Raw genomic sequence first — 23887 nt, forward strand, 5'->3', positions numbered from 1 at the left:
AGGGGAGTCGTATGCCTGATGGAAGTGGCGGGGCGGTTCGGAGTCTGCATGAGGCGCCGCTGAGCAGTGCTTTTCGCCAGGCCTGGTTGAAGTGGTCCCAGGAGTGGCAAGACTTGCCCAAGGACAGCGACCCTGCGGTATTGGTCAATCGGGTGGTGGAGTTTTCCGGGCGCAGCGCCCAGCGTCTGTGGCGGGTGGCCTTCGCCACCGTCGGCGATGCCGCCACCGAGCAGGTCAAGTCGCTGGTCTATGCCTTCGTGGCGCTGGTGGACGAAACCTTGCTGTTCAGCCCCTGGCCCGGACAACTGGCGTGGCAGCAGCACCCCCTCGAGTCACGCATGTATGCCAGCCGCCAGGCCGGCGAGCGCTTGCCGGCGGCGATCAAGAAACTGCTGGACGAGCAGATGCCCGGCACCCGGGACCTGGCGAATGTCTATCTGCAATGCCTGATCCTCGGGTTCCAGGGGCGATTGCGTGGCGAGCCGGGCCAGGTCCAGCATGCAAAGTGGCGCGTGGCGCTGTTCACCTTCGCCTGGCAACACGACCCTGATTACGTCGACGTCAGCCAGCGCCTGGCGCTGTCTTCGGCGACGCCGCCAGTGCGCATGCCAGTGCAGCAATCGCTGCCGGACGGCTTTCGCCTGGGGCTGGCGATCCTGGCGATGGTGTTGCTGCTGACCGGCTTGGGGCAGGTGTTCTGGCGTGACATCCGTTCGGAACTCGAGCCGGTGCTGCAACTGAATGAGTCGGTGGTTCAGGAGCAGGACTCATGAGCACCCTGAGCATCGTTGCCCTGGTGGTGCTCGCCATCGTCATGGTGCTGTTGATCGCGGCCCTGATCTGGTGGCTGCGGACCCAGGGCGGGGCGGCGATCCGCAGTTTCTATGGGGCGGTGCGCCGCATGGAGCAGGAGCAGGGCACCCGGGACCGCTATCAGATGCCTTGGCTGATGATGCTCGGCAACGAAACCGACGGCGCCCAACTGTGCGCCCAGTGGCGCTTGCAACCGACCGACAAGGCGGCCTGGTTCGGGCGCTGGTTTTCCGATGCCGAGGGCTCGGTGCTGGTGGTGCCCCAGGCGTTGTTCCTGCCCGATGACGGCATGAACCGGCAACGGGGCAACTGGTGGCGCCTGCTGGGGCTGATGTTGCGCTTGCGCAGCAAGCGGCCATTGGATGCGGTGATCTGGACCGTACCTTTGAGCACCCTTGACGACATCGAGCACACCACCGAGCTGAGCCTCAAGGTCCGGCGTGTCTTTATCGACCTGTTGCAACGGTTCGGCCTCAGCCTGCCGGTGTACGTGGTGATCACCGGGATGGAAGAACTGCCCGGGGTCCAGGAACTGGTCAGTGCGCTGCCCGCCGAGGCGCGTGAGTCGATGCTGGGTTGGTCCTCGCCCTATTTGCCGGATGCGGCCTGGCAGTCGCAGTGGAGTGACCAGGCCCTGGACCAGGTCAACGCGGCGCTGTCGCAGTCGATCATCGAGATCGGTGCGCTGTCGGGGCAATTGAGCACCGATCTTTATGGGTTGCCGGAACGTTTCGAAGGTTTGCGGCGGGCCTTGCAGATCCTGCTGGAGCCGGTGTTCCAGGGTAACGCCCAAGGTGAAGCACCGCGTTTTCGCGGGGTGTACTTCACCGCCAGCCAGGCACCGGCCGTCAGCGGCGACGGTTTGACCGCTTCCGATAGTGCCCAGCGGCAAACCGTGTTCGCCCGGCAATTGTGGTCGCGACGGCTGATGGCCGAACGTGGCCTGGCCCAGCCTGTGCCACGGCTGTTGCGCCTGCGCCAGCGCGGGCATCGGCTGGCCGGAGCGGTGGCGTTGGTGGTGGGCCTGGTCTGGCTGGGAGGCATGGTCTGGGTCTGGCACGATTCGGTGGAGCAAGCCGAGGGGCTGTCGCGGTTGATCCTCAGCGCCCATAAGAACCACCTCGTGGTCGACCCTGACGAACCGCAACTGGAACCGACCCGGCACAATGTGCAGAACTACTGGAACGTGTTGGAAAAGGCCCCGAGCTGGCGCTTCGTTTCAGTGGTGTTTCCTACTTCGTGGTTCTCTTCCGTGGACACGCAACTGGAGAATGGGTTGCGCCTGACGGCTCGGCACCATTGGATATTGCCCTTGCGGGACCTGCTCAATTCCGACCTGGAACAGCTCAAGTCCATCCGCAACACTGAGCGGCGGGGCAATGTGGAGAACGAAGACCCGGCGCAGTGGCAGAGCTACGTGAAGGCCAAGGAACTGGTGGAGCTCGCGGTACGCCTTGAGCAGCACAACCAGATGTTCAGTCAGGTGGTGAACGATCCCAAGGCACCGCTGGACGAACTGGTGCAACTGAGCAACACCGCCTTGTCCCTGGGTCTCAACACCGGCACCTTGAGCCGGCCACGGTTCTACAACCGGGTGCTGTTCGATGCCCAGAACAGCGATTTGAAAGGGCTGGACCTGAACGCCGCGCGCCCGGTGATCTCCGATAACTTCACCGGCCTGATGCAGCGCTGGCTGGACCATTACTTCCTGGCGGACAACTTTGTGCGCCAGGCCGGTTACCTCAAGCTGCACCTGCAACGGCTGGAGGCCGGCAGTGGCAATTCGTTGAGTGAACTCGAAGACCTGATGGCGCTGATCGACGATTTGCAGACCCTGGTCAGCCTGACCAACTCGGCCTGGGGCCGGGGCAAGGGCCAGGACCTGGTGCCCGGCTACAGCCAGATGCTGGACAAGGTCAGCCACAGCACGTTGTTGGGGCCGGATATCGAGCAGGACCTGGAGAGCCAGGCGGCGAAGTTGCAGCAGAGCTTTCGTGACCAGTGGATCGTCCAGACCGGCTCCGGGGACAATCTGCTGGTGCAACAGGGCAGTGGCCTGCTGGTCTTGCAAGACCATGTCACGGCGCTGGACGGTGCGGTGCAGGCGCTGTTCAAGCGTGATTTCGTGGCGCTGGCCATGCAGAAGGATCCGTCGGGCAACAACTCCGATTCGATGGGCCAGGGCGATGGCAGCGATGATTTCAGCGTCGCGCTGAACTACTTCACCAGCTACAAGAGCTATGCCAATGAAGAAATGCCGCGCATTCCGCCGGATTACCGTGATGCGCTGATGCAGGCCGCTGAAGGCGCCGCGGCCCGGGCCATGTGGTTGAGCCTGGATGAAAGCGACGAGGCGCTGCCCGGCATGGGCTTCAATGTGCAAACGACCCAGGCCGTTGCGCTGCAGAAAGCCTTCATGGACGTGCACCGTGGCGACCTGGCGATGCGTTTCCAACGTCTGCTCAATCGCCGGGCATTGGCGCAGCTCAAGAGTGGCCTGGACGAAATCGATGCCCAGCCGCTGTTCAGCCAGCGGGCCGATGTCCAGCGCTGGGACGGCTCGAAGAACTTCGGCTTGCAGCTCTACGGTGCCAGCGATCCACAAGACCTGAAGCTGAACCTGGCCCAGCAATTCGGCGCGATGCTGCAGATCGCCGAGCAGCGAATGCCCGCGCTGGAATGGTTGATCGTCCAGCAGGACAACCTGTCGGCCCTGGAACACGACCAGGTGGCACGCTTCATGGCCCTCAACGATGAATTGCTCAAGTACAAGAACCAGAACCCGGCGAGCTCGGCGGCCCAACTGGAACAATTGGTGAGCCGGGACTTTATCGCCATGGACACCACCTCCTGCGCGCAGATCTTGCAGACCGCCAGCTTGCCCGGCGGGCGCGGCGACCTGGCCCTGCGCACGGTCGCGTTGCAGCAGGGCGCCCTGCAACGGTGCCTGTACCTGCAACAGAACCAGGCCGCGACCGCCTGGAATGACCTGGCCAACTATTTCAATCAATACCTGGCCGGGCGCTTTCCGTTTTCCCAGGACGTGCGGGCCAGCGATGCCGACCCGGCGCGGGTCCAGCATTTGCTGGAACTGATCGACACGCGCCTGCCCCTGGCCCAGGCCGGGCTGACGTTGAGCCAGACGCCAGAGCGGCTGGCAGCCGAGGATTTCCTCAACCGTTTGAAACAGGCCGGTACCTGGCTCGGGCCGCTGTTCGTGCGCGACAAGAGTGGCATCCTGGGGGTGGAAATGGACGTGCGCTGGCGCACCGATCGCGATGAGGAGCGCGGTGCCGACCAGGTGATCGCCTGGAGCCTGGACGCCGGCAACCAACAGATCAGCTACCCCGGCGGCGGCCAGCCGAACCTGCGTTGGATGGTCGGCCAGCCCGTGCGCCTGACCTTGCGCTGGGCCCGCAACGGCTACCAGCGTCCGGCCAACGACCCGCTGCAACCGAACCTGGTGGTGCGCGACCTGGAGGCCGGTTGGGAATACCAGGGACCCTGGTCGTTGCTGCGCCTGATGCGCTCGCAGGTGGCGAGTCAGCGCCAGCCGAATGTCGACTACACCGATTTCCCCCTGGCCCTGCAACTGCCGGTGACCGCCCAGACCCAGGCCCGCACGGCGCAGCAAACGTTGATGTTCATGCGCCTGTCGTTGATGAGCCAGGGCTCCAAGCTGCCTTTGTCGATCCCGCCGCTGCCGACGCGGGCGCCCCGTTCACCTTTCATGGCGACCGCATCGAGCCCCGCCATTGCCACTCGTGAGGAGGGCCTGTGAGCTTGCCGATATCGCCTTTGCCTGAGTTGGTCAGCCAGTTGCTCGAGCCGATCAGTGCCGAATCGCCCTGTGGCCCGGACCTGCGCTACGAACCGGAATATGACCAGTTGCGCGAATTGCGCCGGGAGGACGACACCAGCCTGCCCACCGGTGTGTGGCAGTCTTCGATCAAGCGCGCCCTGTGGCCGGACCTGGAACGGCTCGCGACCACGTTGCTGCTGGAGCGCAGCAAGGACCTGATGATCAGTGCCTGGCTGGGGGAGGCCTGGCTGCATATGGCTGGGCTGGAAGGGTTGCCGGGCAGCCTGGCGCTGGTGGCTGGACTGTGTGAGCGCTATCCGGAGCAGTTGCACCCCCAGGCCGAGGAAGGCGACCAGTCATGGCGGGTGATCCCGCTGGAGTGGTTGGCCCGTCGCTACAGCGAAGTGCTGCTGACGCGGGTGCCGTTGTTCGACGGCCGGGAACAGACCTTCGCCGCTTTCTGCCTGGACGACTGGCAACGCTTGCAGCGCCAGCAAGTGTTGGTCAACGACAGCAAGAACGCCAAGGCCTCGGCCGAAGCGGCGCGCAACGATCAAAAGAAACTCAGCGAACTGATTCGCAACACACCCTTGTCGTTCTGGTTGCATCGCCAGGGCAGCCTGATGTTGAGCCTGCAACACCTGCAACGGCTCGAAGCCTGGAGCGACGCTTACCTGGGCAACCTGGCCCCGGGCTACAAATCCCTGCAGGACGTGATGCAGGCCTTGTTGGCACTGGTAGAGGAGTTCATCGCGATGCACCCACAGCAACCCACCGTCGCGCCGGTGCAAACGTCCCCGGCGACCACGACGTCGACGTCCCAGCCGCAGGCGGCACCTGCCCAGGTCTTCCAGGAACCGGCCAATCGTGAAGAGGCCTACCGACAATTACTGGTCATCGCCGGTTACCTGGCCCGCACCGAACCCCACAGCCCGGTGCCCTACCTGATCCGACGCGGCGTGGAGTGGGGGAACAAGCCGTTGAGCGAGTTGCTGGGGGAACTGATCAGTGCCGATGCCGAATCCCGGCGCTTGTGGACGTTATTGGGCGTTCTCTAACGCTCCTCGTCGGACCACGGCACTGGCGTCAACACCGGTTTGCCGGAAAAGAACGCGGTCAGGTTCTGGCCCACCAGCTCTACCATTGCGCGGGTCGCTTCCGGTGACAGGCCGGCCACGTGGGGGGTGAGGACGACGTTGGGCAGGTTTTTCAGCGCCTGTGGCACCTCGGGCTCGTGATCGAACACATCCAGGGCCGCTCCGGCGATTCGCCGATGCTCCAGGGCGCTGATCAGATCGGCGGTGGCAACCACGCTGGCCCTGGCGACGTTCACCAGAAACCCTTTTGGGCCGAGCGCATCGAGGGTCTGTTTGTTGATCAATTGCCGGGTATCCAGGCCGCCTGGCGTGGCGACGATCAGGAAGTCCGAAACCCGCGCCAGTTCCGTGGGAGTGGCGCAGAAGGTGTAGGGCACGTCATTGCGCACCCGCCGATTGTGATAGCTGATACTCATGTCAAAGCCCAGGGCGGCCCGTTTGGCGATCGCCATGCCCACCGCGCCAAGGCCCAACACGCCCAGCCGCTTACCCGCCAGGGAAGGGCGCGCAACCCTTGGCCATTCGCCCCGCCGCAGGGCGGCATCGGAGTGGGGTATGTCGCGCACCAGCGCCAGCAACAGCGCCATGGCATGGTCGGCCACCGACGACGCGTTGACCCCGGCGCCGTTGGTGACCACGATGCCCCGATGGCGCGCGGCCTGCAGGTCTACTTGTTCGTAACCGGCGCCGATCACGCAGATGATTTTCAGATTGGGCAGGGCGGCGATCTCTTCCTCCGTCAGGCCCAGGGGGCCGCGGGTCAGCACTGCGCTGAAGCGTTCACCGTGTTCGAAAATCGCCGTCTTGCGTTCGGCAGGCGTGGGCGCCAATTCCAGGTGGTAACCCTGCTTCTCGAGAATCGGCAGGCATTCATTGACGGTTTCAACCAGTACCAGAACGGTTGCGGTCATGCTGGGCTCCTGTGGGCGCTGGGGCGATTTCAAGTATTCAACCTGATTGTAGGAGCCGGGGGCAGGGGGGCTTGGCTTTTTATGTGCATTTCGGATTTTGTTGACTGACTGGGTGCATATCCATTGCTGCGGTCACGGCTGCTTAGGGTTTCGCCCTGACGGCGACTCACTTTCGAAAAGCGCGAAAGTAAGCAAAGCGCTTTTGCCCCACCACTCGGTGCCTCGCTTAGGCTCGGCATGCCCTCACTCCGGCATTGCTCCGTGGGCCCGCCGCGAAGGGCCATCCATGGCCCAGCGCGGCTATCCCGGCATCCATGCCGGGATGCCCACTGCGCAATGCCTGCGTTCGGCCATCGTGGTTAACGGGGCGCCCGAGATCAACGTCCACGCCGAGGCGGCCTAGTAGCCGGCCTGGCTCTCCTGGTCGTACACCCATCGGATCTGCTTGAGCAAGACCTGTGGGAGCAAAGCTTGCTCGCGAAGGCGGCGGTACATTCAGTGCTGGTGCAAGCTGACCCACCGCTATCGCGAGCAAGCTCGCTCACACAGGGAATGCAGGGATAATTCTATGGCAGCGATCTGATATGCATAACCGCTCCTCAGCTAAGCCTTTGCTTCTGCTCACTAATCCCGGACAATCGCGCCCCTGTTTCGGCCAGGGCGCTGCCTGTCGGGTTTTTCCGACTCGTCCCGGCCGGGTGCATGTGACCGGAATACGGAGATCCGCCCGGATGAATGATCAGGCCAATAGCGTCGAAGAGCGCTTTGAAACGACAGTCCCAGCCACCCTCAGCCAGTGGAGTCGCCAGGACACCACGTGGATGCTGGGCCTGTTTGGCACCGCCATCGGTGCAGGTACTCTGTTTTTACCCATCAATGCGGGCCTGGGCGGCTTCTGGCCGTTGCTGATCCTGGCGGTGCTGGCGTTCCCCATGACGTTCTATGCCCACCGGGGCCTGACCCGTTTTGTGTTGTCCGGTCGCGACGGCGCGGACATCACCGAAGTGGTGGAGGAACATTTCGGCCTCAAGGCCGGTGCGTTGATCACGCTGTTGTACTTCTTTGCCATTTTCCCGATCCTGCTGATCTACAGCGTGGCGTTGACCAACACCGTGGGCAGTTTCCTGGAGCATCAGTTGCATATCCAGCCGCCTCCTCGGGCTGTGTTGTCATTGGTGCTGATCCTCGGCCTGCTGGCGGTGGTCCGCTGCGGCGAGCAGGCGATCGTCAAGGCCATGAGCCTGATGGTCTACCCGTTCATCGTTGCACTGCTGTTCCTGGCGGTGTTCCTGATTCCCCACTGGAGCGGCGGCATCCTGACCACCGCGTCCACGCCGCCGGAACCTTCGGCGCTGCTGCATACTTTGTGGCTGGCGATCCCGGTGATGGTGTTCTCGTTCAACCACTCGCCGATCATCTCGGCTTTTGCGGTGGACCAGAAACGTCGCTACGGCGGCAACGCCGAGGAGCGTAGTTCGCAGATCCTGTCGCGCGCCCATGTGCTGATGGTGGTGATGGTGCTGTTCTTCGTGTTCAGCTGCGTGCTGACCCTGACCCCGGCGCAACTGGCCGAAGCCAAGGCGCAGAACCTGTCGATCCTGTCGTACCTGGCTAACCACTTCAGCAACCCGACTATCGCCTTTGCCGCGCCGTTGATTGCGTTTGTCGCCATCTCCAAGTCGTTCCTGGGGCACTACATCGGCGCCAGCGAAGGCCTCAAGGGCTTGATCGTCAAGAGCGGCCGCCGCCCGGCGCCCAAGACCCTGGACCGCCTCACCGCTGCGTTCATGCTGGTGGTGTGCTGGATCGTCGCGACCCTCAACCCGAGCATCCTGGGCATGATTGAAACCTTGGGGGGGCCGGTTATCGCGGCCATCCTGTTCCTGATGCCGATGTATGCCATTCGCAAAGTTCCGGCCATGGCCCGTTATCGTGGCCAGGCTTCGAATGTCTTCGTTACGTTGGTGGGTTTGGTGGCGATTACGGCGTTGGTTTACTCCCTCTTGGCGTAGGCCTTTATTGGGGGGTGAGGTTGGTGTGTATATCCGTTTCTGCGGTAACGGCTGCTTAGGGTTCCGCCCTGACGGCGGGTCACTTTCGAAAAGCGCGAAAGTAACCAAAGCGCTTCTGCCCCACCACTTGGTGCCTCGCCTAGGCTCGGCATGCCCTCACTCCGGCATTGCTCCGTGGGCCCGCCGCGAAGGGCCATCCATGGCCCAGCGCGGCTATCCCGGCATCCATGCCGGGATGCCCACTCCACAATGCCTGCGTTCGGCCAGCGTGGTTAACGGGGCGCCCGAGATCAACGTCCACCGCGAGGCGGCCTAACGGCCGACCTGGTTCTTGGTGGGACCGCGTTTCTCCTGTGGGAGCGGGCTTGCTCGCGAAGGCGGTGTGTCAGTTTGCGGTGATGTTGGATGTGCCGGCCTCATCGCGAGCAAGCTCGCTCCCACAGGTTTTACGGTGTACATGGATTTTGTGTCTGCTGAAGATCCCCTGTGGGAGCGAGCTTGCTCGCGATAGCGGAGGCTCAGCCACATAGATGCTGGCATGTATCCCGCTCTTGCTCTTGCTTTGGATCTTGATCTTGATCTCGACGCCCCGTTAAACCACGCTGGCCGAACGCAGGCATTGCGCAGTGGGCACCTCGGCATGGATGCCGAGGTAGCCGCGCTGGGCCATGGATGGCCCTTCGCGGCGGCCCACGGAGCAATGCCGGAGTGAGGGCATGCCGAGCCTAAGCGAGGCACCAAGTGGTGGGGCAGTGTACGGGACAACCACATGGGTTACAAAAAAGTGCATTCACATAGGTGACACTTTGATTGACACGTAGCCGTTCTTTGCGTCCCTAGCGTTGACGTGACCTAGGATCACCGGACCGAAGATCACATTCCATACTCCGTCTTTGATCATCTCCATTCCAATGTTTTGATGCCTGAGCAGGTTCCCCACGTATATCCGCAGACCAGCCCGATTAATGATTCCGCTACCATCAGCCAGGTAACACTCAACATGGCTCGCATACCCCATTTCCGGTAGCTTCTCCGGGTAAGCTCGGGTTGAGGGTGTATAGCAGGAGGCCGGGGTTTTCTGGCCGAGCGCCTCGTGTCCTCGCTCGTGATTGTAGTGCTGCATAAATCGATCAAAGTGTTTTTGCTGGGCCTCCCAGGCAACGGCTGGTGGTTTGGGAAGCGTACTTTTCAACGTCCGGTGCATACGCTCATGACGCCCATTTTGATCTGGCCGACCGGGCTCAATTCGCTCAGGGATAATCCCAAGGCGTAGCCACCAGATCGACAACTGCGACAACCCCGCACGACCCGTACTGGCAAACGGCACGCCGTTATCGGTGCGGATGCGTTCAGGCATCCCATACTCCCGAAAAATGCGCTCAAAGGTTTGCTGGGTCTCCTTGAGATTGGTGTTAGCCATGCTCTCGCAGGCAAGCAAGAAGCGACTGGCATGGTCCATGATCGTCAGCGGATAGCACCAGACACCCGCGCCGGTGAGAAATTGGCCTTTGTAATCTGCACTGAAGAGCTGGTTAGGCGTTTCGGCCTTACGCAAAGGCTTGGGGTAGACAGCGACACGCCGGCGCAACGGTCGAGGCGTGATCAAGTCCGCTGCCTTAAGGATGTTGTAGATGGTCGTTTTCGACGGCGGATCCTGTCCGGGAAAGCGTTTCATCAGGTCGTTCTGGATCTTTTTAGGACCCGGAGTCGTTTCGCCAGTACAACGAAACTCAATGATTGCCAGCCTCACAACCAGCGGCACCACATAGGTCTGGTTGTGCCGCCGACGGCTACGCTCGTCGAGCCCACTGGGTCCCTCAAGCTCATAGCGCTCGACCCACTTGTAACCAGTCTTTCGGCTGATCTGATAGTCCTGGCACAGCCGGCTAAAGCTGTGCTTTTCAGACAGATACTCAGCGATGAACATCACTTTGAGGTCCATAGGTTTCAGCTCTCTCCAGGGCATGGTCAGATCCTCGCGAAATCGACCATGCCAGTTAAAAACTGTTACCTATGTGCGTGAACTGATTTGTAACCCATGTGGGTGAGTCATACCGGGCAGAGCGTTTTTGGTTACTTTTGGCGCTCTTTCCAAAAGTGACCCGCTGTAAGAGCGGAACCCTAAGCCGCCGTTACCGCAGCAACGGATATGTCCCCAAAAAAAGGCACTTCCCCTCAAATAGACAGGCATAAAAAAACGCCGCCCCTCGCAAGAAGGGCGGCGTTTTCAGTCGGGCGTCTTAAGCTTTAGGCTTGAACGACCGGGATGTTGGCGTTTGCAGCCGCTTCACGGAACTCGGCGATCTGGTCGAAGCTCAGGTAGCGGTACACGTCCGCTGCCATGCTGTCGATCTTGCCAGCGTATTCCATGTACTCCTCGACGGTCGGCAGGCGACCCAGGATCGAAGCAACGGACGCCAGTTCGGCCGAAGCCAGGTAGACGTTCGCGCCGTCACCCAGACGGTTCGGGAAGTTACGGGTCGAAGTCGACACCACGGTGGCGTTCGGCTCGACGCGTGCCTGGTTACCCATGCACAGCGAGCAGCCTGGCATTTCCATCCGTGCACCGGCCTTGCCGTAGATGCCGTAGTAGCCTTCTTCGGTGAGCTGGTGAGCGTCCATCTTGGTCGGCGGCGACAGCCACAGACGGGTTGGCAACTGGCCCTTGACCTGCTCCAGCAGTTTACCGGCAGCGCGGAAGTGACCGATGTTGGTCATGCACGAACCGATGAACACTTCGTCGATCTTCTCGCCAGCAACGCTGGACAGCAGACGGGCGTCGTCCGGATCGTTTGGCGCGCAGAGCACAGGCTCGCTGATGTCGGCCAGGTCGATTTCGATGACTTCGGCGTATTCGGCGTCGGCATCGGCTTCCATCAGTTGCGGGTTGGCGATCCAGGCTTCCATCGCTTGGGCGCGACGTTCCAGGGTACGTGCATCACCGTAGCCTTCGCCGATCATCCAGCGCAGCAGGGTGACGTTGGATTGCAGGTACTCGGTGATCGACTCTTTCGACAGCTTGATGGTGCAACCGGCAGCCGAACGTTCGGCCGAGGCGTCGGACAATTCGAAAGCCTGTTCCAGGGTCAAGCCTTCCAGGCCTTCGATTTCCAGGATGCGGCCGGAGAAGGCGTTTTTCTTGCCTTTCTTCTCGACGGTCAGCAGGCCATTCTGGATGGCGAAGTACGGAATGGCATGAACCAGGTCACGCAGGGTGATGCCAGGTTTCATTTTGCCCTTGAAGCGCACCAGGATCGATTCCGGCATGTCCAGCGGCATGACGCCGGTGGCTGCGGCGAACGCGACCAGGCCGGAGCCGGCCGGGAACGAGATGCCCATCGGGAAACGGGTGTGCGAGTCACCACCGGTACCCACGGTGTCTGGCAGCAGCATGCGGTTCAGCCACGAGTGGATGATGCCGTCGCCCGGACGCAGGGAAACGCCGCCGCGGGTCATGATGAAGTCAGGCAGGGTGTGGTGGGTGGTCACGTCGATCGGCTTTGGATAGGCCGCGGTGTGGCAGAAGGACTGCATCACCAGGTCAGCCGAGAAGCCCAGGCACGCCAGGTCTTTCAGTTCGTCACGGGTCATGGGACCTGTGGTGTCCTGGGAGCCCACGGTGGTCATTTTCGGTTCGCAGTAGGTGCCAGGGCGGACGCCTTGGCCTTCTGCCAGACCGCAAGCCTTGCCGACCATCTTCTGCGCCAGGGTGAAACCCTTGGTGCTTTCAGCGGGTGCTTCAGGCTTCTTGAACAGGTCGAACGCTGGCAGGCCCAGCTCGGCGCGAGCCTTCTCGGTCAGGCCACGGCCAATGATCAGCGGAATACGACCACCGGCACGGACTTCGTCCAACAGGACCGGGGTCTTCATTTCGAAGGTGGTCAGGACTTCATCGGTACCGTGCTTGCAGACTTTGCCGGCATGCGGGTACAGGTCGATCACGTCGCCCATGTTCATGTTCGAAACGTCGAACTCGATAGGCAGTGCGCCGGCATCTTCCATGGTGTTGTAGAAGATCGGAGCGATCTTGCTGCCGAAGCAGAAACCACCGGCGCGCTTGTTCGGAACGAAAGGAACGTCGTCGCCGAAGAACCACAGCACCGAGTTGGTCGCCGATTTACGCGAGGAACCGGTACCGACCACGTCACCGACGTAGGCGATCGGGAAACCCTGGCCGCGCATTTCTTCGATCTGCTTCATCGGGCCGGTCTTGCCTTGCTCGTCCGGAACGATGCCGTCACGGGCCATTTTCAGCATGGCCAGGGCGTGCAGCGGGATGTCCGGGCGGGACCAGGCGTCCGGGGCAGGGGACAGGTCGTCGGTGTTGGTTTCGCCGGTGACCTTGAATACGCGCAGGCTGATCTTGTCGGCCAGCACAGGGCGGTTCTTGAACCACTCGCCGTCGGCCCAGGATTGCAGCACGCCCTGGGCGTGAACGTTGCCGTTCTTGGCTTTTTCAGCTACGTCGTGGAAGGCATCGAACATCAGCAGGGTGTGCTTGAGTTCCTTGGCAGCTACCGGCGCCAGTTCGGCGTCGTCCAGCAGTTCCACCAGGGTCACGATGTTGTAGCCGCCCTGCATGGTGCCGAGCAGTTCAACAGCGCGCTTCTTGTCCAGCAGAGGGGATTGGGCCTGGCCCTTGGCCAGGGCGGACAGGAAACCGGCCTTGACGTAGGCGGCTTCGTCGACTCCAGGCGGAACGCGATTGGTGATCAGGTCAACGAGGAAAGCTTCTTCGCCAGCCGGAGGATTTTTCAGCAGCTCGATCAGGCCTGCGGTTTGTTCGGCGTTAAGCGGCTGGGGAACGATACCCAGGGCTGCGCGCTCTTCGATATGTTTGCGGTAGGCTTCAAGCACAGTTATTACCCTCATCAGTGGTCCCAAATGGGTGTCCGGGACGCTCATCCAGGAACCCACGGTACTCATGCGCGTCGGCGGCTTTTTGAGCCACCACGCCAGAGTTTCCGCACGTTCCTCACAGAAGCTGCTTTCAAAGTTTTACGCCTGCAGAACGGGGAGCTGATGAGGGTTGGCGTTGGGCTTTCCCCGCTGGAAAGACCCTCCGCCAACACCGCTCTGAAGGAACGACTGTGCTCGTGACGCTTTGAAAACAGCTTCTAACGGACATTGGCGCCTTAAAAGGCTGGCTGATTCTACGGGAAAAAAAAATTAAAGGTAAGTTGGGCCTGGAAGTTTGAGGGGTGATCAATCTTAGACAAAGGGCTAACATGCCGGCCTGTCCTGCTTTTGCGTGTGCGTTTCCTTATGCCCAACCAGCTCATCAAGACCCCCTGCGTCGGCCTTTGCTCCACTGTCTACGGTGACCTGGTGTGCCGCGGCTGCAAGCGGTTCCACCATGAAGTGATTCACTGGAACGGCTACAACGAGGACGAAAAACGCGCGGTGTGGATGCGGCTCGAGCAGTTGTTGGTGCAGGTGATGGTGGCCAAGTTGGAGGTTTTCGACCCGGTATTGCTGCGCCAGCAACTGGAGTCGCGCAAGATCCGCTTTGTGCCGCACCAGTCGCAATATTGCTGGGCCTATCAACTGATTGCCCGCGGCGCGCGGGTGATCAACAACCTGGAAGCCTACGGCATGGTGTTGATGCCGGAGTTTCGCGACTGGGATCTGCCGGATCTGCGCGATGCCATTGATCGGGAGTTTTTCCTTCTGTCCGAAGCCCATTACCAGCGTTATATCGCGCCGGGGTTCCTGAAGGATGCGTTCGGCGGCTGAAAGAGAGAGCTTTTGTGGCGAGGGGATTTAGCGAAACGTCACACCGCCCCACTGTGGGAGCAAAGCTTGCTCGCGATGCAGGCGTCTCGGTTCCAGAGAGACCGCGTCGTTTTTATCGCGGGCAAGCCTTGCTCCCACAGATAAATCCCCTCGCCACAGGTTGGTATGTCAATCCTTGACCGCCAACTCCACCAGATGGTCCTCGACCTCCTGCGGCTTGAGCACCAGCACATCGCTTTCCAACGTGTCGAGCACAGCCTCGGCGGTGTTGCCGATCAGCACCCCGGACAACCCCGAGCGGGCCACGGTGCCGATCACCGTCACCGCCGCCTGCAGCTTGCGCGCCATGTACGGAATCAAGACGTCCGCGGGACCTTCTTCGATGTGCAGGTGTTGGTCATCGATGTCGAATTCGGCCTGGAACGCCCGGCATTGTTCGCGATAACGGGCTTCGATGGTCTCCTTGAGCTGGAACGTCGGGTCGGCGGACGAGAGCATCGGTGAGGGGTGGGCGCTGATCACATGCAGGTGCGCCTTGGCGAGGAGGGCGATGTCATAGCCATGGTCGATGATGGTGGTGTGCAGGTGGCGATGCTCGCCGTCGGCATTGCCTACGTCGACGGCCGCCAGGATCACCTTGTCTTTCCAGGAGCCGGCGGTTTTCACCAGCAGCACCGGGGTTGGGCAATGGCGTAGCAGCTTCCAGTCCGCCGGGGTCAGCAGGGCTTTTTTCAACGGGCTGTCGGGGAAGTGCTGCTTGATCACCAGCCCGCAACCTTCAGCCTGCTGCACGTCGATGATGGTTTCGTAGAGGCTTTCGTTCCAGGCCTGCTCGGTGGTGACGCTGTAGCCGTCGGCCAGCAGTGCGGCCTTGAGCACGCCGAGCAGGCCAGCATGGTCATGCTTCTTGTCGCACACCAGCAGGTGCAGGTGGGCCTGGGTCACTCCGGCGATCAGTTTGGCGCGCTTGAGCGCCAGGCTTTCCGAATGTTCGGGCTCAATGACCACCAGGATGCTGCGAATGGCTTGCATGATCGGCGTTCTCCTGCAATAAAAAGGCTGGCGTTGCTCAACTATAGTTGTTGTGGAGCAGTCTAGTCGCTGTGGGTGAGTCGTCGACTTGATGCATATCAACGGCGGTAGCTGGTGGTCTGGGGGCAGGCCGGTATAATCGGCGCCCTTCGCTCGACTACCTTTTCCCGTGAGCCCCATGAATCTTCCCGAAATTCACGAATTCCTTGGTTGCCGCACCCCCGATGCCTGGGTCCAGGCCGCGCTGGCCGACCAGGAAACGTTACTGATCGACCACAAGAACTGCGAATTCAAGGCGGCCAGCACCGCCCTGAGCCTGATCGCCAAGTACCATTCCCACGTCGACCTGATCAATCTGATGTCGCGCCTGGCTCGGGAAGAGCTGGTGCATCACGAGCAGGTCATGCGCTTGATGAAAAAGCGCAAGATCGGCTTGCGCCAGCTCTCCGCCGGGCGTTATGCCTCGGGGCTGCGCAAGGTGGTACGCAGTCACGAACCGGTCAAGCTGGTGGATACCCTGGTGGTGGGTGCCTTCATCGAGGCCCGCAGTTGCGAGCGTTTCGAGGCCTTGGTGCCACATCTGGATGAAGAGCTGGGCAAGTTCTATTTCGGCTTGCTGAAAAGCGAAGCCCGGCATTTCCAGGGGTACCTGAAACTGGCTTACCAGTACGGCGACGCCAAGGACATTGCCCAGGTCATCGACAAGGTCCGTGAGGCCGAGCGGGAGCTGATCGAATCAGCGGACGTGGAGTTTCGTTTTCACAGTGGTGTGCCGATGGCGGCCTGAATTGTTAAAAACTCTTAAAAACATGAAACTTCGTTGAGAACCGGCCCATGAGGCCGGTTTTTGCTGTCTGCATTACCCGTCCCGTGGGCGGTTGGCGCCATAATGCGGCCACTTCAATTATGGGTTGGCGGGCGGTTGTTATGGATAACCTGGGTTCGGGCAAAGTGTTGCTGGTGGAGGATGACGAAAGGCTCGCCGGACTGATCGCGCACTTTCTCTCTCAACATGGCTTCGAGGTGCGTATCGAGCACCGAGGCGACCTGGCGCTGGCGGCGTTTCTGGCATTCGAGCCCAAAGTGGTGGTGCTCGACTTGATGCTGCCGGGGCAGAGTGGGTTGCAGGTGTGCCGCGGGATTCGCAACGTTGCTGATACCCCGATCGTGATCCTGACGGCCAAGGAAGATGACGTGGACCATATCCTCGGCCTGGAATCCGGTGCCGACGACTACGTGATCAAACCCATCAAGCCTGCGGTACTCCTGGCCCGCCTGCGGGCGCTGCAACGTCGGCAATTGCCAGATACCGCCGTGCGCGGTGCCCTTGAATTCGGACGATTGTCCCTCGACCGCAGCAGTCGGGAGGTGCGACTGGCCGGTGACTTGGTCGAGCTGACCACCATGGAGTTCGAGCTGTTGTGGCTGCTGGCAAGCGCGGCAGGCAAGATCCTGTCGCGCGATGACATTCTCAACCGCATGCGTGGCATCGCCTTCGATGGTCTCAACCGTGGCGTCGATGTCTATGTCAGCAAGCTGCGGGCCAAGCTCAACGACAATCCCCGGGAGCCGATGCGGATCAAAACCGTCTGGGGCAAGGGTTACCTGTTCAATCCGTTTGGGTGGGAGCTGTAGATGCTGCGGTTATTCCTGGGATTGTTCCTGGTCATGACGATTGGCTTGGTGCTGGCGTTGCAAACGGTTGATCGCACCTTCGCAGCGCTTCTTGACGGTGAGATGCAGCATTACAACCAAGAGGCGGTTCGTGGTCAGGCCTGGTCATTGGTCGAGCAACTGCGTGGCCTGGACGGTTCGGCCCGGGAGCGACAATTGGAAACCGTGCGGCCTCACTACGGCTTGGGCCTGGCCTTGGTCGAGCGCGATCAGGTGGCCCTGACCCCTCAGGAGCAAGCCGAGTTGGCCCAGGGGCGTGTGGTGATGCGTGAGCAGTACACACAGTTCATCTCGCGCATTGACGACGGTTCGCAGTTGCTGAGCATCAAGCTGCCGGCAGAGCCGAGCCTGATGACGTTCTATCTCGCCGTGGCCTACCTGATGATCGCGATCATGATCGGTTTCGTGCTGTTTTTCTGGGTGCGACCTCACTGGCGCGACCTGGAGAAGCTGCGCCTGGCGGCCGAGCGCTTTGGCGGCAACGATCTGTCGGTGCGTATTCAGCTGTCCAAGCGTTCGAACATTCGCGACCTGGCCGAGCATTTCAATTTGATGGCGGCGCGCATCGAGGGCCTGATCGCCAATCAACGCGAGCTCACCAATGCGGTGTCCCATGAGCTGCGCACGCCCATTGCACGCTTGTCGTTTGAACTGGATCAACTCAAGCAGCAGCCCGATCCGAGCCAGAACTGCGAATTGATTGCCGACATGTACGCCGATCTCGGCGAGCTGGAAGAAATGGTCTCCGAGCTGCTGACTTACGCCAGCCTTGAACAGGGCGCCACGGTGATTGTCCGGGAGGACATCCGCGCTCGCGATTGGCTCGACAGCGTGGTGGGCAGTGTGGCGCTGGAGGCGGAGGCCGCCGGGGTACAGCTATTGATTTGCGAGTGTCCGGTCGAGGTGGTCCGTATCGAGCCACGTTTCATGGCTCGCGCGGTGATCAATTTGCTGCGCAATGCCATTCGCTACGCTGATGAGCGAGTGCAGGTGTCATTGACGCGTGCGGGTGATCATTATGAAGTGCGGGTCAACGACGACGGGCCGGGTGTGCCGCTGGACGGTCGGGAGAAGATCTTCGAGCCGTTCGCGCGCCTGGACGCCAGCCGCGACCGTCGCACCGGGGGTTTTGGCCTGGGCCTGGCGCTGGTGCGACGAGTATCGCAATCTCACCGCGGGCACGTGGAAGTGGCGGACTCGCCCTGGGGCGGAGCATCGTTTCGCATGACCTGGTCGCACCTCGATTAGATCGGGCGCATTCGCGAGGGAGCCTTCTCTTCAGAAGGCATAAGCCACTTGTCCGACCAACGACGCTTGCATCCGTCGAGCCACAATCGGGCTGCGAGCTGCGTCGCCGGCCAGGTACTGCACGGCCAGCACCGTCGATACGCTCCACTGTTCGTTGAACGGCAATGACCAGGTCAAATCCGCCCCGCGACTCACCCGCCCGCCATGGGTGTCGTGGGCCCGGAACTGACTGCGCGAAGCCTGGGCGGCGCTGACGCCATACCAGGTGCGGACATAGTCGCCGTCGCCGAACTGACTGTTGAGGCTGCCCATGAGCTTGCCATGGCTTCCCTCGTAAAACGGCATGCTGATGCTCAGTTTCAGCCGGTTCCAGGCGGAGCCGGTATCACGGTTGTCGTCATTTTCTTCCAGCGCATGTTCGAAGCTGGCCTCAAGGACGATAGGCCCCATTTGATAGGTCCCATCCAGCCCCAGCACCGGCCTGGACTTGATCGAGCCCATGCCGTTGAGTTCATCCGAGCCTTTGAACCCGCTCTTGCGATCCTTGCGCACATCGCTGGCACCGATGTACACGCGCAAACCGAAGTCTTCTTCGTCAAACACCCAGCCCACGCCCTTGTCGGTATCGAGAAAAACGCCATAGGGGCTGACGATCTTCGCGCCCAACAGTGGCGCCACGACGCGTTCGTCACTGCCACTGTAACGGGGCACGCTGGCGGCGCCGGCCCGCAAGCTGTAACGCCAGTCTTCGGCTTGCGATGAGTCGCAGAGCAGAAGCAGGCCAGATGAAGTCAACGACAGACACAGCGAACGAAACATGGGAGCACCCGGATGGAAGTTGGATGCGCCCATGCTAGGTAGTTGCCGGCGGGCAATCTTTGACAGTTTTGTCGGGAAATTGTCAAAGAGTGTGAAGCGACCTAACGACTCAAACCCAGGCGTTCATGCCACTGGGCAATGGATTCCTCGGGATAGACCTCGAACGGCTGGTCGCCGGGATGCACCTCGACTTCCACCCACGGTGCCTTGGAACCGAGCATCAGGTGGGTGTGCTCCGGCGGTACCGGCAGCGGTGTGTCGATGGCCGAGGCAAAGGGGTGAATCAGGTCCGGCCATTCAGGACTGAACAGCCATAGTCCTGAACCGCACAAGGAACAGAAGTGCCGTTCGGCGCTGCTGCGGTGGGCGCGCTTATCGCCTTCGTCCTTGAGCCGCGCATGATAGATCGAGATGTGCTTGCGACCGTGAACCTTCAGGCTTCGGGCGTCGCCTCCCAGGTTGATCGCAAAACCGCCGCCACCCTGGGTCTTGCGACAGATCGAGCAGTAGCAGCGCTGGTAAGGGTAGGGGTGGGCACTGTCGAGGGTGAACGACACCGCGCCGCAGTGGCAGGATCCTTCTAGTTGCATGGGGAACCTCCAGTGGGATTGGAAATGACTCAGTACAGCCTAGACAGTTTGTGTCTTGACAGTTGAATTGAAGGTGACCATGCGACCGCCTTCGCGAGCAAGCCCGCTCCCACAGGGAATCTGTGTCGGTCATAGATCTTCTGCCCGCTCTCAGTCAGTGTGGGAGCGGGCTTGCTCGCGAAGGCGTCGGTACAGGCAACATCACTTGGGCACCCGCCACAAATACCACGCCGCCACCGTCCGATAAGGGCTCCAGGCCAGCCCGATCTCCACCATCTGCTTGCGGCTGGGCTGTTGCGCCAAGCCCTTGAGCCGTCGATAGCCTTCGCGTACGCCAAAGTCATCGGCCGGCAGGATGTCTGGCCGCTCCAGGCTGTAGATCAACAGCATCTCCACGGTCCAGCGTCCGACGCCACGCAAGCTGATCAGGCGCTCGATCAACGCTTCGTCCTCCATCGCCCGTGCTGTGGCGTAATCCGGCACGATTGCGTCCAGCGTCGCCTGGGCGATGCCTTGGATGGTCGCGATCTTGCTGGCGGAAAATCCGCAGCTGCGCAGTTGCGCAAAGTCCGTTGCCAGTATCTGCTCAGGCCTGGGAAACGGGCCCGGCGTGAACAACGCCAGCAGCCGACCGAGGATGGCATCGCCTGCCTTGGCGTGCAGTTGCTGGTAGGCAATCGCCCGCACCAAGGCTTCATAGGGATCGCGGGCCGGCTTGGGCTGCAGCAGGCAAGGGCCGATCGTCTCGACGTGACGTCGCCAGTCTTCATCGAGGCTTGCCAGCAAGGCGCTGGCGTCGTGGTAGGGCACAGGCATCAGGGGTTCGTTCTCCGGGGCGTTCAAAACGCCAGGGGCAGCGACACCTGCACGGCGGCTTTTTCCAGCCGCAGCAGAAACGCCTTGCGTGGTTGTCCGCCACCATAGCCGGTCAACGAGCCATCCGCGCCGATCACCCGGTGGCAGGGAATGACGATGGCCAGGCGATTCTGCCCGTTGGCCAGGCCCACGGCGCGGCTGGCGCCAGGGCTGCCGAGGGCCGTGGCGACGCCACCATAGCTGCGGGTTTCGCCGTATGGGATCTTTTGCAGTTCAGCCCAGACCCGCCCGGCGAAGGCGCTGCCGGGCATGTGCAACGGGACGTTGAAGGCCGTGAGCTTGCCGGCGAAATACTCGGCCAGTTCGGTTTCGATCTGCTGCAAATGAGCGTTGTGGCCCGGCGCAACCGTGTAGCCGTAGCGTTGCTGCAGCTCTTCCAGCTCCTTGGTCAGGGCCGGGCGGTCAAGGAACTCCAGCAGCACCAGGCCCCGGCGTTCGGCCATGGCCAGCATCGGCCCCAATGGGGTAGTCAGGCGGGTGAACAGCAAGGGCTCGCTGAGGGCCGAACGACCCGGGGTGATGTGGAAGGATTTCACGAAGGCGTCACGAAACCCGCTCAACGATTCATAGCCGGAATCGAACGCGGCATTATCGATGGACGTGCCGTCCTTGATGCCGCCCAAGGCAATGCCCAGGCGGCGGGTGCGCAGGTAGGCGTGAAAGGTCATGCCGAAGTGTTGCTTGAACCAGCGCCGCAATTTCAGCGGTTCTATGCCTTGCTCCAGTAGCAGGGCGTCGGTCCAGCGCAGGTCGGGTTCGGCGTCCACGGTTTTGAGCAGGGCCTGGATCCAGTCGGGTGCGATGGCGGCGGCGTCCAGCGGTTTGCAGCGCAGGCAGGCCCGGTAGCCGGCCGACATGGCTTCGTCGGCATGGGCGAAGAACTCCACGTTCTCCGGCTTCGGCTTGCGCGCGGTGCAACTGGGGCGGCAGAAAATGCCGGTGGTCTTGACCGCAGTGAAGAACACCCCCTCATAGGCGGTGTCTCGTTCGAGCATGGCGCGGACCATCTCGGCATGGGGCGGGAGCAGCGAGTCGTGTAGGTTCATGGGGCTGAGCATAGAACCGTGCCCGGAACGACTCCACCGAAAAATCGACAGGGAATTTCCGCGCACTTGGTCGGATGCTCACGAACAAAAGTGGAACCTTTGAGTCTTAAAGGTTCACCGTTGTTTTTGTCTTTCGGAGACATCATGTCCAAACATAAGAAATCCCTCATTGCCGTTGCTGTCTGTGCCTTGGCCTTGGGTGCCTCGGCCTTGCTGCCTGCCGACCTGTCGCCTATCGGTTCGAGCTATGCCGCAGGCAATGGCGGCGGCGGTGGTGGCGGTGGTGGCAATGGTGGGGGTGGCGGTCACGGTGGAGGAAACGGCGGCGGCCATGGTGGTGGCATCGGTGGAGGCCAGGGCAATGGCAAGTCCAGTGACTCCAGCGGCCTTGGCAAGGGACTGGCCAGCGACCATGTCGGCACCCGCACCCGCGATCATGGCCTGAGCGGCAAGCACACCGGCACCACCCGCACCGATCGCACCAGCAAGTCCTCGCTGACTTCGACCATCGCCAAGGACCGTGATACACGCGGCCTGACCAAGGCGTCGGCGATTTCCACCGCTACGCCAGGTACCCACAACACCAAGGGCCTGACCAACGCGACCAGTTCTTCGATCAAGAACGACCGCTGATCGCTTGAAAAAAAAGCCGCGACGCCTGTTCAGGGCATCGCGGCTTTTTTTGTTCTTGTGCCCGAAGTCTTCAATACTTCCAGAACACCGGCGTGAACAACACCAGTACCGTCAGGATTTCCAGTCGACCCAGCAGCATGCCAACGGTCAGCAGCCATTTGGCCGAATCTGGCAGCGTCGAGAAGTTACCCGCTGGCCCGATGATCGTACCCAGTCCGGGACCGACGTTGCACACGGCGGTGGCCGCGCCGGTCAGGGCGGTTGTCCAGTCCAGGCCGATCAGCGCCAGCCCCAGGGCGATAGCGCCGATGGTGATGGTGAAGAAAAACGAAAACGTCAGCAGCGAGCGGACGATCTCTTCGTCGATGGGGTGGTTGTTGTATTTTTTTCGGATCACCGCCCGGGGGTGGATCAGTTGTTTCAGGCTGCCCATCAGCAGCGCCCCGGCGACTTGGAAGCGAAAGATTTTCAACCCGCCGGCCGTGGATCCCGAACAGCCGCCAACGAACGTCAAGTAAAAGAACAGCAACAGGGCGAAACTGCCCCACAACGTGTAGTCACCCAGCGCCACGCCGGTGGTCGTGACGACAGAGGTAACGTTGACGGCCACGATGCGGACCGCGTCCCACCACTCATGGTCGCTGTTCAGGCTCAGCCAGGTACCTACCACGAGCCAGGTAATGACCAGAAATCCGATGAAGCCCCGAACTTGCTGATCCTTGAGCAACGCGCGCCTGTTTCCCCGCAGTGTCGCTACATACAGCGTAAAGGGTAGCGATCCGGCCATCATGACAACGACTGATACCCAATGAATAGCCGGTTGAGGCCAGTGCGCCAGGGACGCATCGGAGGTTGAGAAGCCCCCGGTGGAAATCAACGACATTGCGTGGTTGATCGCCTCGAAGGGCGTCATGCCGGCCAACCACAAGGCCAGGGTGGCAAGGGCGGTCAATCCGATATAGATCCACAGGATGTAGTTCGCCGCGACATGGGAGCGCGGCGTGACTTTCTCCGACCAATCCGATGATTCGGTCTGGAACAGCCGCATGCCGCCGACCCGCAGCAGCGGCAGGATCGCCACGGCCATACCGATAAAGCCGATCCCGCCGAGCCAATGCAGCATCGAGCGCCAGATCAGCAGGCCGGGAGACGCTGTGTCCAGCCCGGTCAGGATGGTCGAGCCCGTGGTGGTGATACCGGACATGGTCTCGAAAAACGCATCGGTATAGCTGATGTCCTGGATGAACACCATCGGCAGGGCGGCGAACGCGCACACGATAACCCAGCTGGCGGTGGTCAGCAGATACATTTCCCTGGGGCGCATCTGGACATGTTCCGGTCGTCCACGGGCGACCAGCGCGATACCACAGACGAAGGTAATCAGGCTCGACCAGAGAAACGCCGACAAGTCATCGTTGCGCTCGTAGAGCATCAGCGTGAACAGCGGAATCGCCATGCTGATCGCCAGGGTAATCAGGAAAATGCCGAGGATGAAACCGATGAGACGCAGAACCGCAATGGACATGAATAACGCCTGATTCAATGAGCCGCACAGTATCGATTTGGTGAATCGACTGGCGCGTAAAGTTTGCGTAAAA

The 23887-nt window shown here is 61.4% G+C and carries 19 protein-coding genes; 9 read left to right on the plus strand and 10 right to left on the minus strand.

Annotated features, from left to right (window positions below):
• Positions 1-11: 11 nt before the first annotated feature.
• The 3 genes from CFII68_RS16485 to tssA are packed head-to-tail and all read left to right on the plus strand — an operon-like array spanning position 12 to position 5673.
• Complete coding sequence (locus CFII68_RS16485) at positions 12-773, plus strand: DotU family type IV/VI secretion system protein (protein ID WP_018605737.1); 762 nt, start codon at positions 12-14, stop codon at positions 771-773.
• The gene (locus CFII68_RS16480; protein WP_018605739.1) at positions 770-4594 is read left to right on the plus strand and encodes a type VI secretion protein IcmF/TssM N-terminal domain-containing protein; all 3825 of its coding nucleotides are present in this window, start codon (positions 770-772) and stop codon (positions 4592-4594) included. Before CFII68_RS16485 ends, CFII68_RS16480 begins: the two co-directional genes overlap by 4 nt.
• Positions 4591-5673 carry a type VI secretion system protein TssA gene (gene tssA, locus CFII68_RS16475; protein WP_018605741.1) on the plus strand — a complete coding sequence of 361 codons (1083 nt, stop codon included), beginning with the start codon at positions 4591-4593 and terminating at the stop codon, positions 5671-5673. The genes CFII68_RS16480 and tssA overlap by 4 nt, the downstream gene beginning before the upstream one ends.
• Here the strand turns inward: tssA and CFII68_RS16470 are convergent.
• Positions 5670-6623 (minus strand): 2-hydroxyacid dehydrogenase, encoded by a 954-nt coding sequence (locus CFII68_RS16470; protein ID WP_018605745.1) that lies wholly within the window; start codon positions 6621-6623, stop codon positions 5670-5672. The genes tssA and CFII68_RS16470 overlap by 4 nt on opposite strands.
• A gap of 731 nt (positions 6624-7354) precedes the next feature.
• On the opposite strand from CFII68_RS16470, the gene CFII68_RS16460 reads away from it, so the two are divergent.
• Complete coding sequence (locus CFII68_RS16460; protein WP_018605749.1) at positions 7355-8635, plus strand: serine/threonine transporter; 1281 nt, start codon at positions 7355-7357, stop codon at positions 8633-8635.
• A 592-nt stretch (positions 8636-9227) separates the two neighbouring features.
• Here the strand turns inward: CFII68_RS16460 and CFII68_RS27895 are convergent.
• From CFII68_RS27895 to acnB, 3 genes are all read right to left on the minus strand, one after another.
• Complete coding sequence (locus CFII68_RS27895; protein ID WP_256211722.1) at positions 9228-9353, minus strand: hypothetical protein; 126 nt, start codon at positions 9351-9353, stop codon at positions 9228-9230.
• A gap of 72 nt (positions 9354-9425) precedes the next feature.
• On the minus strand, positions 9426-10601 hold the full coding sequence (locus CFII68_RS16455) for an integrase core domain-containing protein (protein WP_018605752.1): 1176 nt from the start codon (positions 10599-10601) through the stop codon (positions 9426-9428).
• A gap of 281 nt (positions 10602-10882) precedes the next feature.
• Positions 10883-13492, minus strand: coding sequence for a bifunctional aconitate hydratase 2/2-methylisocitrate dehydratase (acnB, locus tag CFII68_RS16450; RefSeq protein WP_018605753.1), 2610 nt, complete (start codon positions 13490-13492; stop codon positions 10883-10885).
• 408 nt (positions 13493-13900) lie between these two features.
• Between acnB and CFII68_RS16445 the strand changes: the two genes are divergently transcribed.
• On the plus strand, positions 13901-14371 hold the full coding sequence (locus CFII68_RS16445; RefSeq protein WP_018605754.1) for a DUF1289 domain-containing protein: 471 nt from the start codon (positions 13901-13903) through the stop codon (positions 14369-14371).
• 168 nt (positions 14372-14539) lie between these two features.
• Here CFII68_RS16445 and CFII68_RS16440 read toward each other — a convergent pair whose 3' ends face one another.
• A complete protein-coding gene (locus tag CFII68_RS16440) occupies positions 14540-15403 on the minus strand; it encodes a universal stress protein (protein ID WP_018605755.1) in 864 nt (287 codons plus the stop codon).
• Positions 15404-15581: 178 nt separating this feature from the next.
• On the opposite strand from CFII68_RS16440, the gene CFII68_RS16435 reads away from it, so the two are divergent.
• The 3 genes from CFII68_RS16435 (at position 15582) to CFII68_RS16425 (ending at position 18325) form a co-directional block, all read left to right on the plus strand.
• A complete protein-coding gene (locus tag CFII68_RS16435) occupies positions 15582-16190 on the plus strand; it encodes a tRNA-(ms[2]io[6]A)-hydroxylase (protein WP_018605756.1) in 609 nt (202 codons plus the stop codon).
• Between the two features lie 140 nt (positions 16191-16330).
• A complete protein-coding gene (locus tag CFII68_RS16430) occupies positions 16331-17038 on the plus strand; it encodes a winged helix-turn-helix domain-containing protein (RefSeq protein ID WP_018605757.1) in 708 nt (235 codons plus the stop codon).
• Positions 17039-18325 carry an ATP-binding protein gene (locus CFII68_RS16425; protein ID WP_018605758.1) on the plus strand — a complete coding sequence of 429 codons (1287 nt, stop codon included), beginning with the start codon at positions 17039-17041 and terminating at the stop codon, positions 18323-18325. It abuts the gene before it with no gap.
• A 30-nt stretch (positions 18326-18355) separates the two neighbouring features.
• Here the strand turns inward: CFII68_RS16425 and CFII68_RS16420 are convergent, their stop codons facing one another.
• The 4 genes from CFII68_RS16420 to CFII68_RS16405 all read right to left on the minus strand — a co-directional run bounded on the left by CFII68_RS16420 (position 18356) and on the right by CFII68_RS16405 (position 21656).
• Entirely contained in the window at positions 18356-19144 is a 789-nt protein-coding gene (locus CFII68_RS16420) for a MipA/OmpV family protein (protein WP_033062596.1), read from the minus strand.
• Between the two features lie 101 nt (positions 19145-19245).
• Positions 19246-19734 (minus strand): GFA family protein, encoded by a 489-nt coding sequence (locus tag CFII68_RS16415; protein ID WP_018605760.1) that lies wholly within the window; start codon positions 19732-19734, stop codon positions 19246-19248.
• A gap of 201 nt (positions 19735-19935) precedes the next feature.
• Positions 19936-20550, minus strand: a complete 615-nt coding sequence (locus tag CFII68_RS16410; RefSeq protein ID WP_018605761.1) for a DNA-3-methyladenine glycosylase — start codon at positions 20548-20550, stop codon at positions 19936-19938.
• Between the two features lie 23 nt (positions 20551-20573).
• Positions 20574-21656 carry a bifunctional transcriptional activator/DNA repair enzyme AdaA gene (locus CFII68_RS16405; RefSeq protein ID WP_033062597.1) on the minus strand — a complete coding sequence of 361 codons (1083 nt, stop codon included), beginning with the start codon at positions 21654-21656 and terminating at the stop codon, positions 20574-20576.
• 144 nt (positions 21657-21800) lie between these two features.
• Between CFII68_RS16405 and CFII68_RS27900 the strand changes: the two genes are divergently transcribed.
• Complete coding sequence (locus CFII68_RS27900; protein WP_018605763.1) at positions 21801-22289, plus strand: hypothetical protein; 489 nt, start codon at positions 21801-21803, stop codon at positions 22287-22289.
• Positions 22290-22359: 70 nt separating this feature from the next.
• Here CFII68_RS27900 and CFII68_RS16395 read toward each other — a convergent pair whose 3' ends face one another.
• Positions 22360-23814, minus strand: a complete 1455-nt coding sequence (locus CFII68_RS16395; protein WP_018605764.1) for a TrkH family potassium uptake protein — start codon at positions 23812-23814, stop codon at positions 22360-22362.
• Positions 23815-23887 lie beyond the last annotated feature (73 nt).

This window comes from Pseudomonas sp. CFII68 (assembly GCF_000416195.1).
Taxonomy (GTDB): domain Bacteria; phylum Pseudomonadota; class Gammaproteobacteria; order Pseudomonadales; family Pseudomonadaceae; genus Aquipseudomonas; species Aquipseudomonas kilonensis.

What these genes read in the sequence shown, in the direction of transcription:
- CFII68_RS16405 (WP_033062597.1), bottom strand. Translation starts at nt 21,656, where the DNA reads ATGAACCTACACGACTCGCTGCTCCCGCCCCATGCCGAGATGGTCCGC.
- CFII68_RS16485 (WP_018605737.1), top strand. Translation starts at nt 12, where the DNA reads ATGCCTGATGGAAGTGGCGGGGCGGTTCGGAGTCTGCATGAGGCGCCG.
- CFII68_RS16395 (WP_018605764.1), bottom strand. Translation starts at nt 23,814, where the DNA reads ATGTCCATTGCGGTTCTGCGTCTCATCGGTTTCATCCTCGGCATTTTC.
- CFII68_RS16445 (WP_018605754.1), top strand. Translation starts at nt 13,901, where the DNA reads ATGCCCAACCAGCTCATCAAGACCCCCTGCGTCGGCCTTTGCTCCACT.
- CFII68_RS16425 (WP_018605758.1), top strand. Translation starts at nt 17,039, where the DNA reads ATGCTGCGGTTATTCCTGGGATTGTTCCTGGTCATGACGATTGGCTTG.
- CFII68_RS27900 (WP_018605763.1), top strand. Translation starts at nt 21,801, where the DNA reads ATGTCCAAACATAAGAAATCCCTCATTGCCGTTGCTGTCTGTGCCTTG.
- CFII68_RS16420 (WP_033062596.1), bottom strand. Translation starts at nt 19,144, where the DNA reads ATGTTTCGTTCGCTGTGTCTGTCGTTGACTTCATCTGGCCTGCTTCTG.
- CFII68_RS16460 (WP_018605749.1), top strand. Translation starts at nt 7,355, where the DNA reads ATGAATGATCAGGCCAATAGCGTCGAAGAGCGCTTTGAAACGACAGTC.
- CFII68_RS16430 (WP_018605757.1), top strand. Translation starts at nt 16,331, where the DNA reads ATGGATAACCTGGGTTCGGGCAAAGTGTTGCTGGTGGAGGATGACGAA.
- CFII68_RS16415 (WP_018605760.1), bottom strand. Translation starts at nt 19,734, where the DNA reads ATGCAACTAGAAGGATCCTGCCACTGCGGCGCGGTGTCGTTCACCCTC.
- CFII68_RS16440 (WP_018605755.1), bottom strand. Translation starts at nt 15,403, where the DNA reads ATGCAAGCCATTCGCAGCATCCTGGTGGTCATTGAGCCCGAACATTCG.
- CFII68_RS16470 (WP_018605745.1), bottom strand. Translation starts at nt 6,623, where the DNA reads ATGACCGCAACCGTTCTGGTACTGGTTGAAACCGTCAATGAATGCCTG.
- CFII68_RS16480 (WP_018605739.1), top strand. Translation starts at nt 770, where the DNA reads ATGAGCACCCTGAGCATCGTTGCCCTGGTGGTGCTCGCCATCGTCATG.
- CFII68_RS16410 (WP_018605761.1), bottom strand. Translation starts at nt 20,550, where the DNA reads ATGCCTGTGCCCTACCACGACGCCAGCGCCTTGCTGGCAAGCCTCGAT.
- CFII68_RS16435 (WP_018605756.1), top strand. Translation starts at nt 15,582, where the DNA reads ATGAATCTTCCCGAAATTCACGAATTCCTTGGTTGCCGCACCCCCGAT.
- CFII68_RS27895 (WP_256211722.1), bottom strand. Translation starts at nt 9,353, where the DNA reads ATGCCCTCACTCCGGCATTGCTCCGTGGGCCGCCGCGAAGGGCCATCC.
- CFII68_RS16455 (WP_018605752.1), bottom strand. Translation starts at nt 10,601, where the DNA reads ATGCCCTGGAGAGAGCTGAAACCTATGGACCTCAAAGTGATGTTCATC.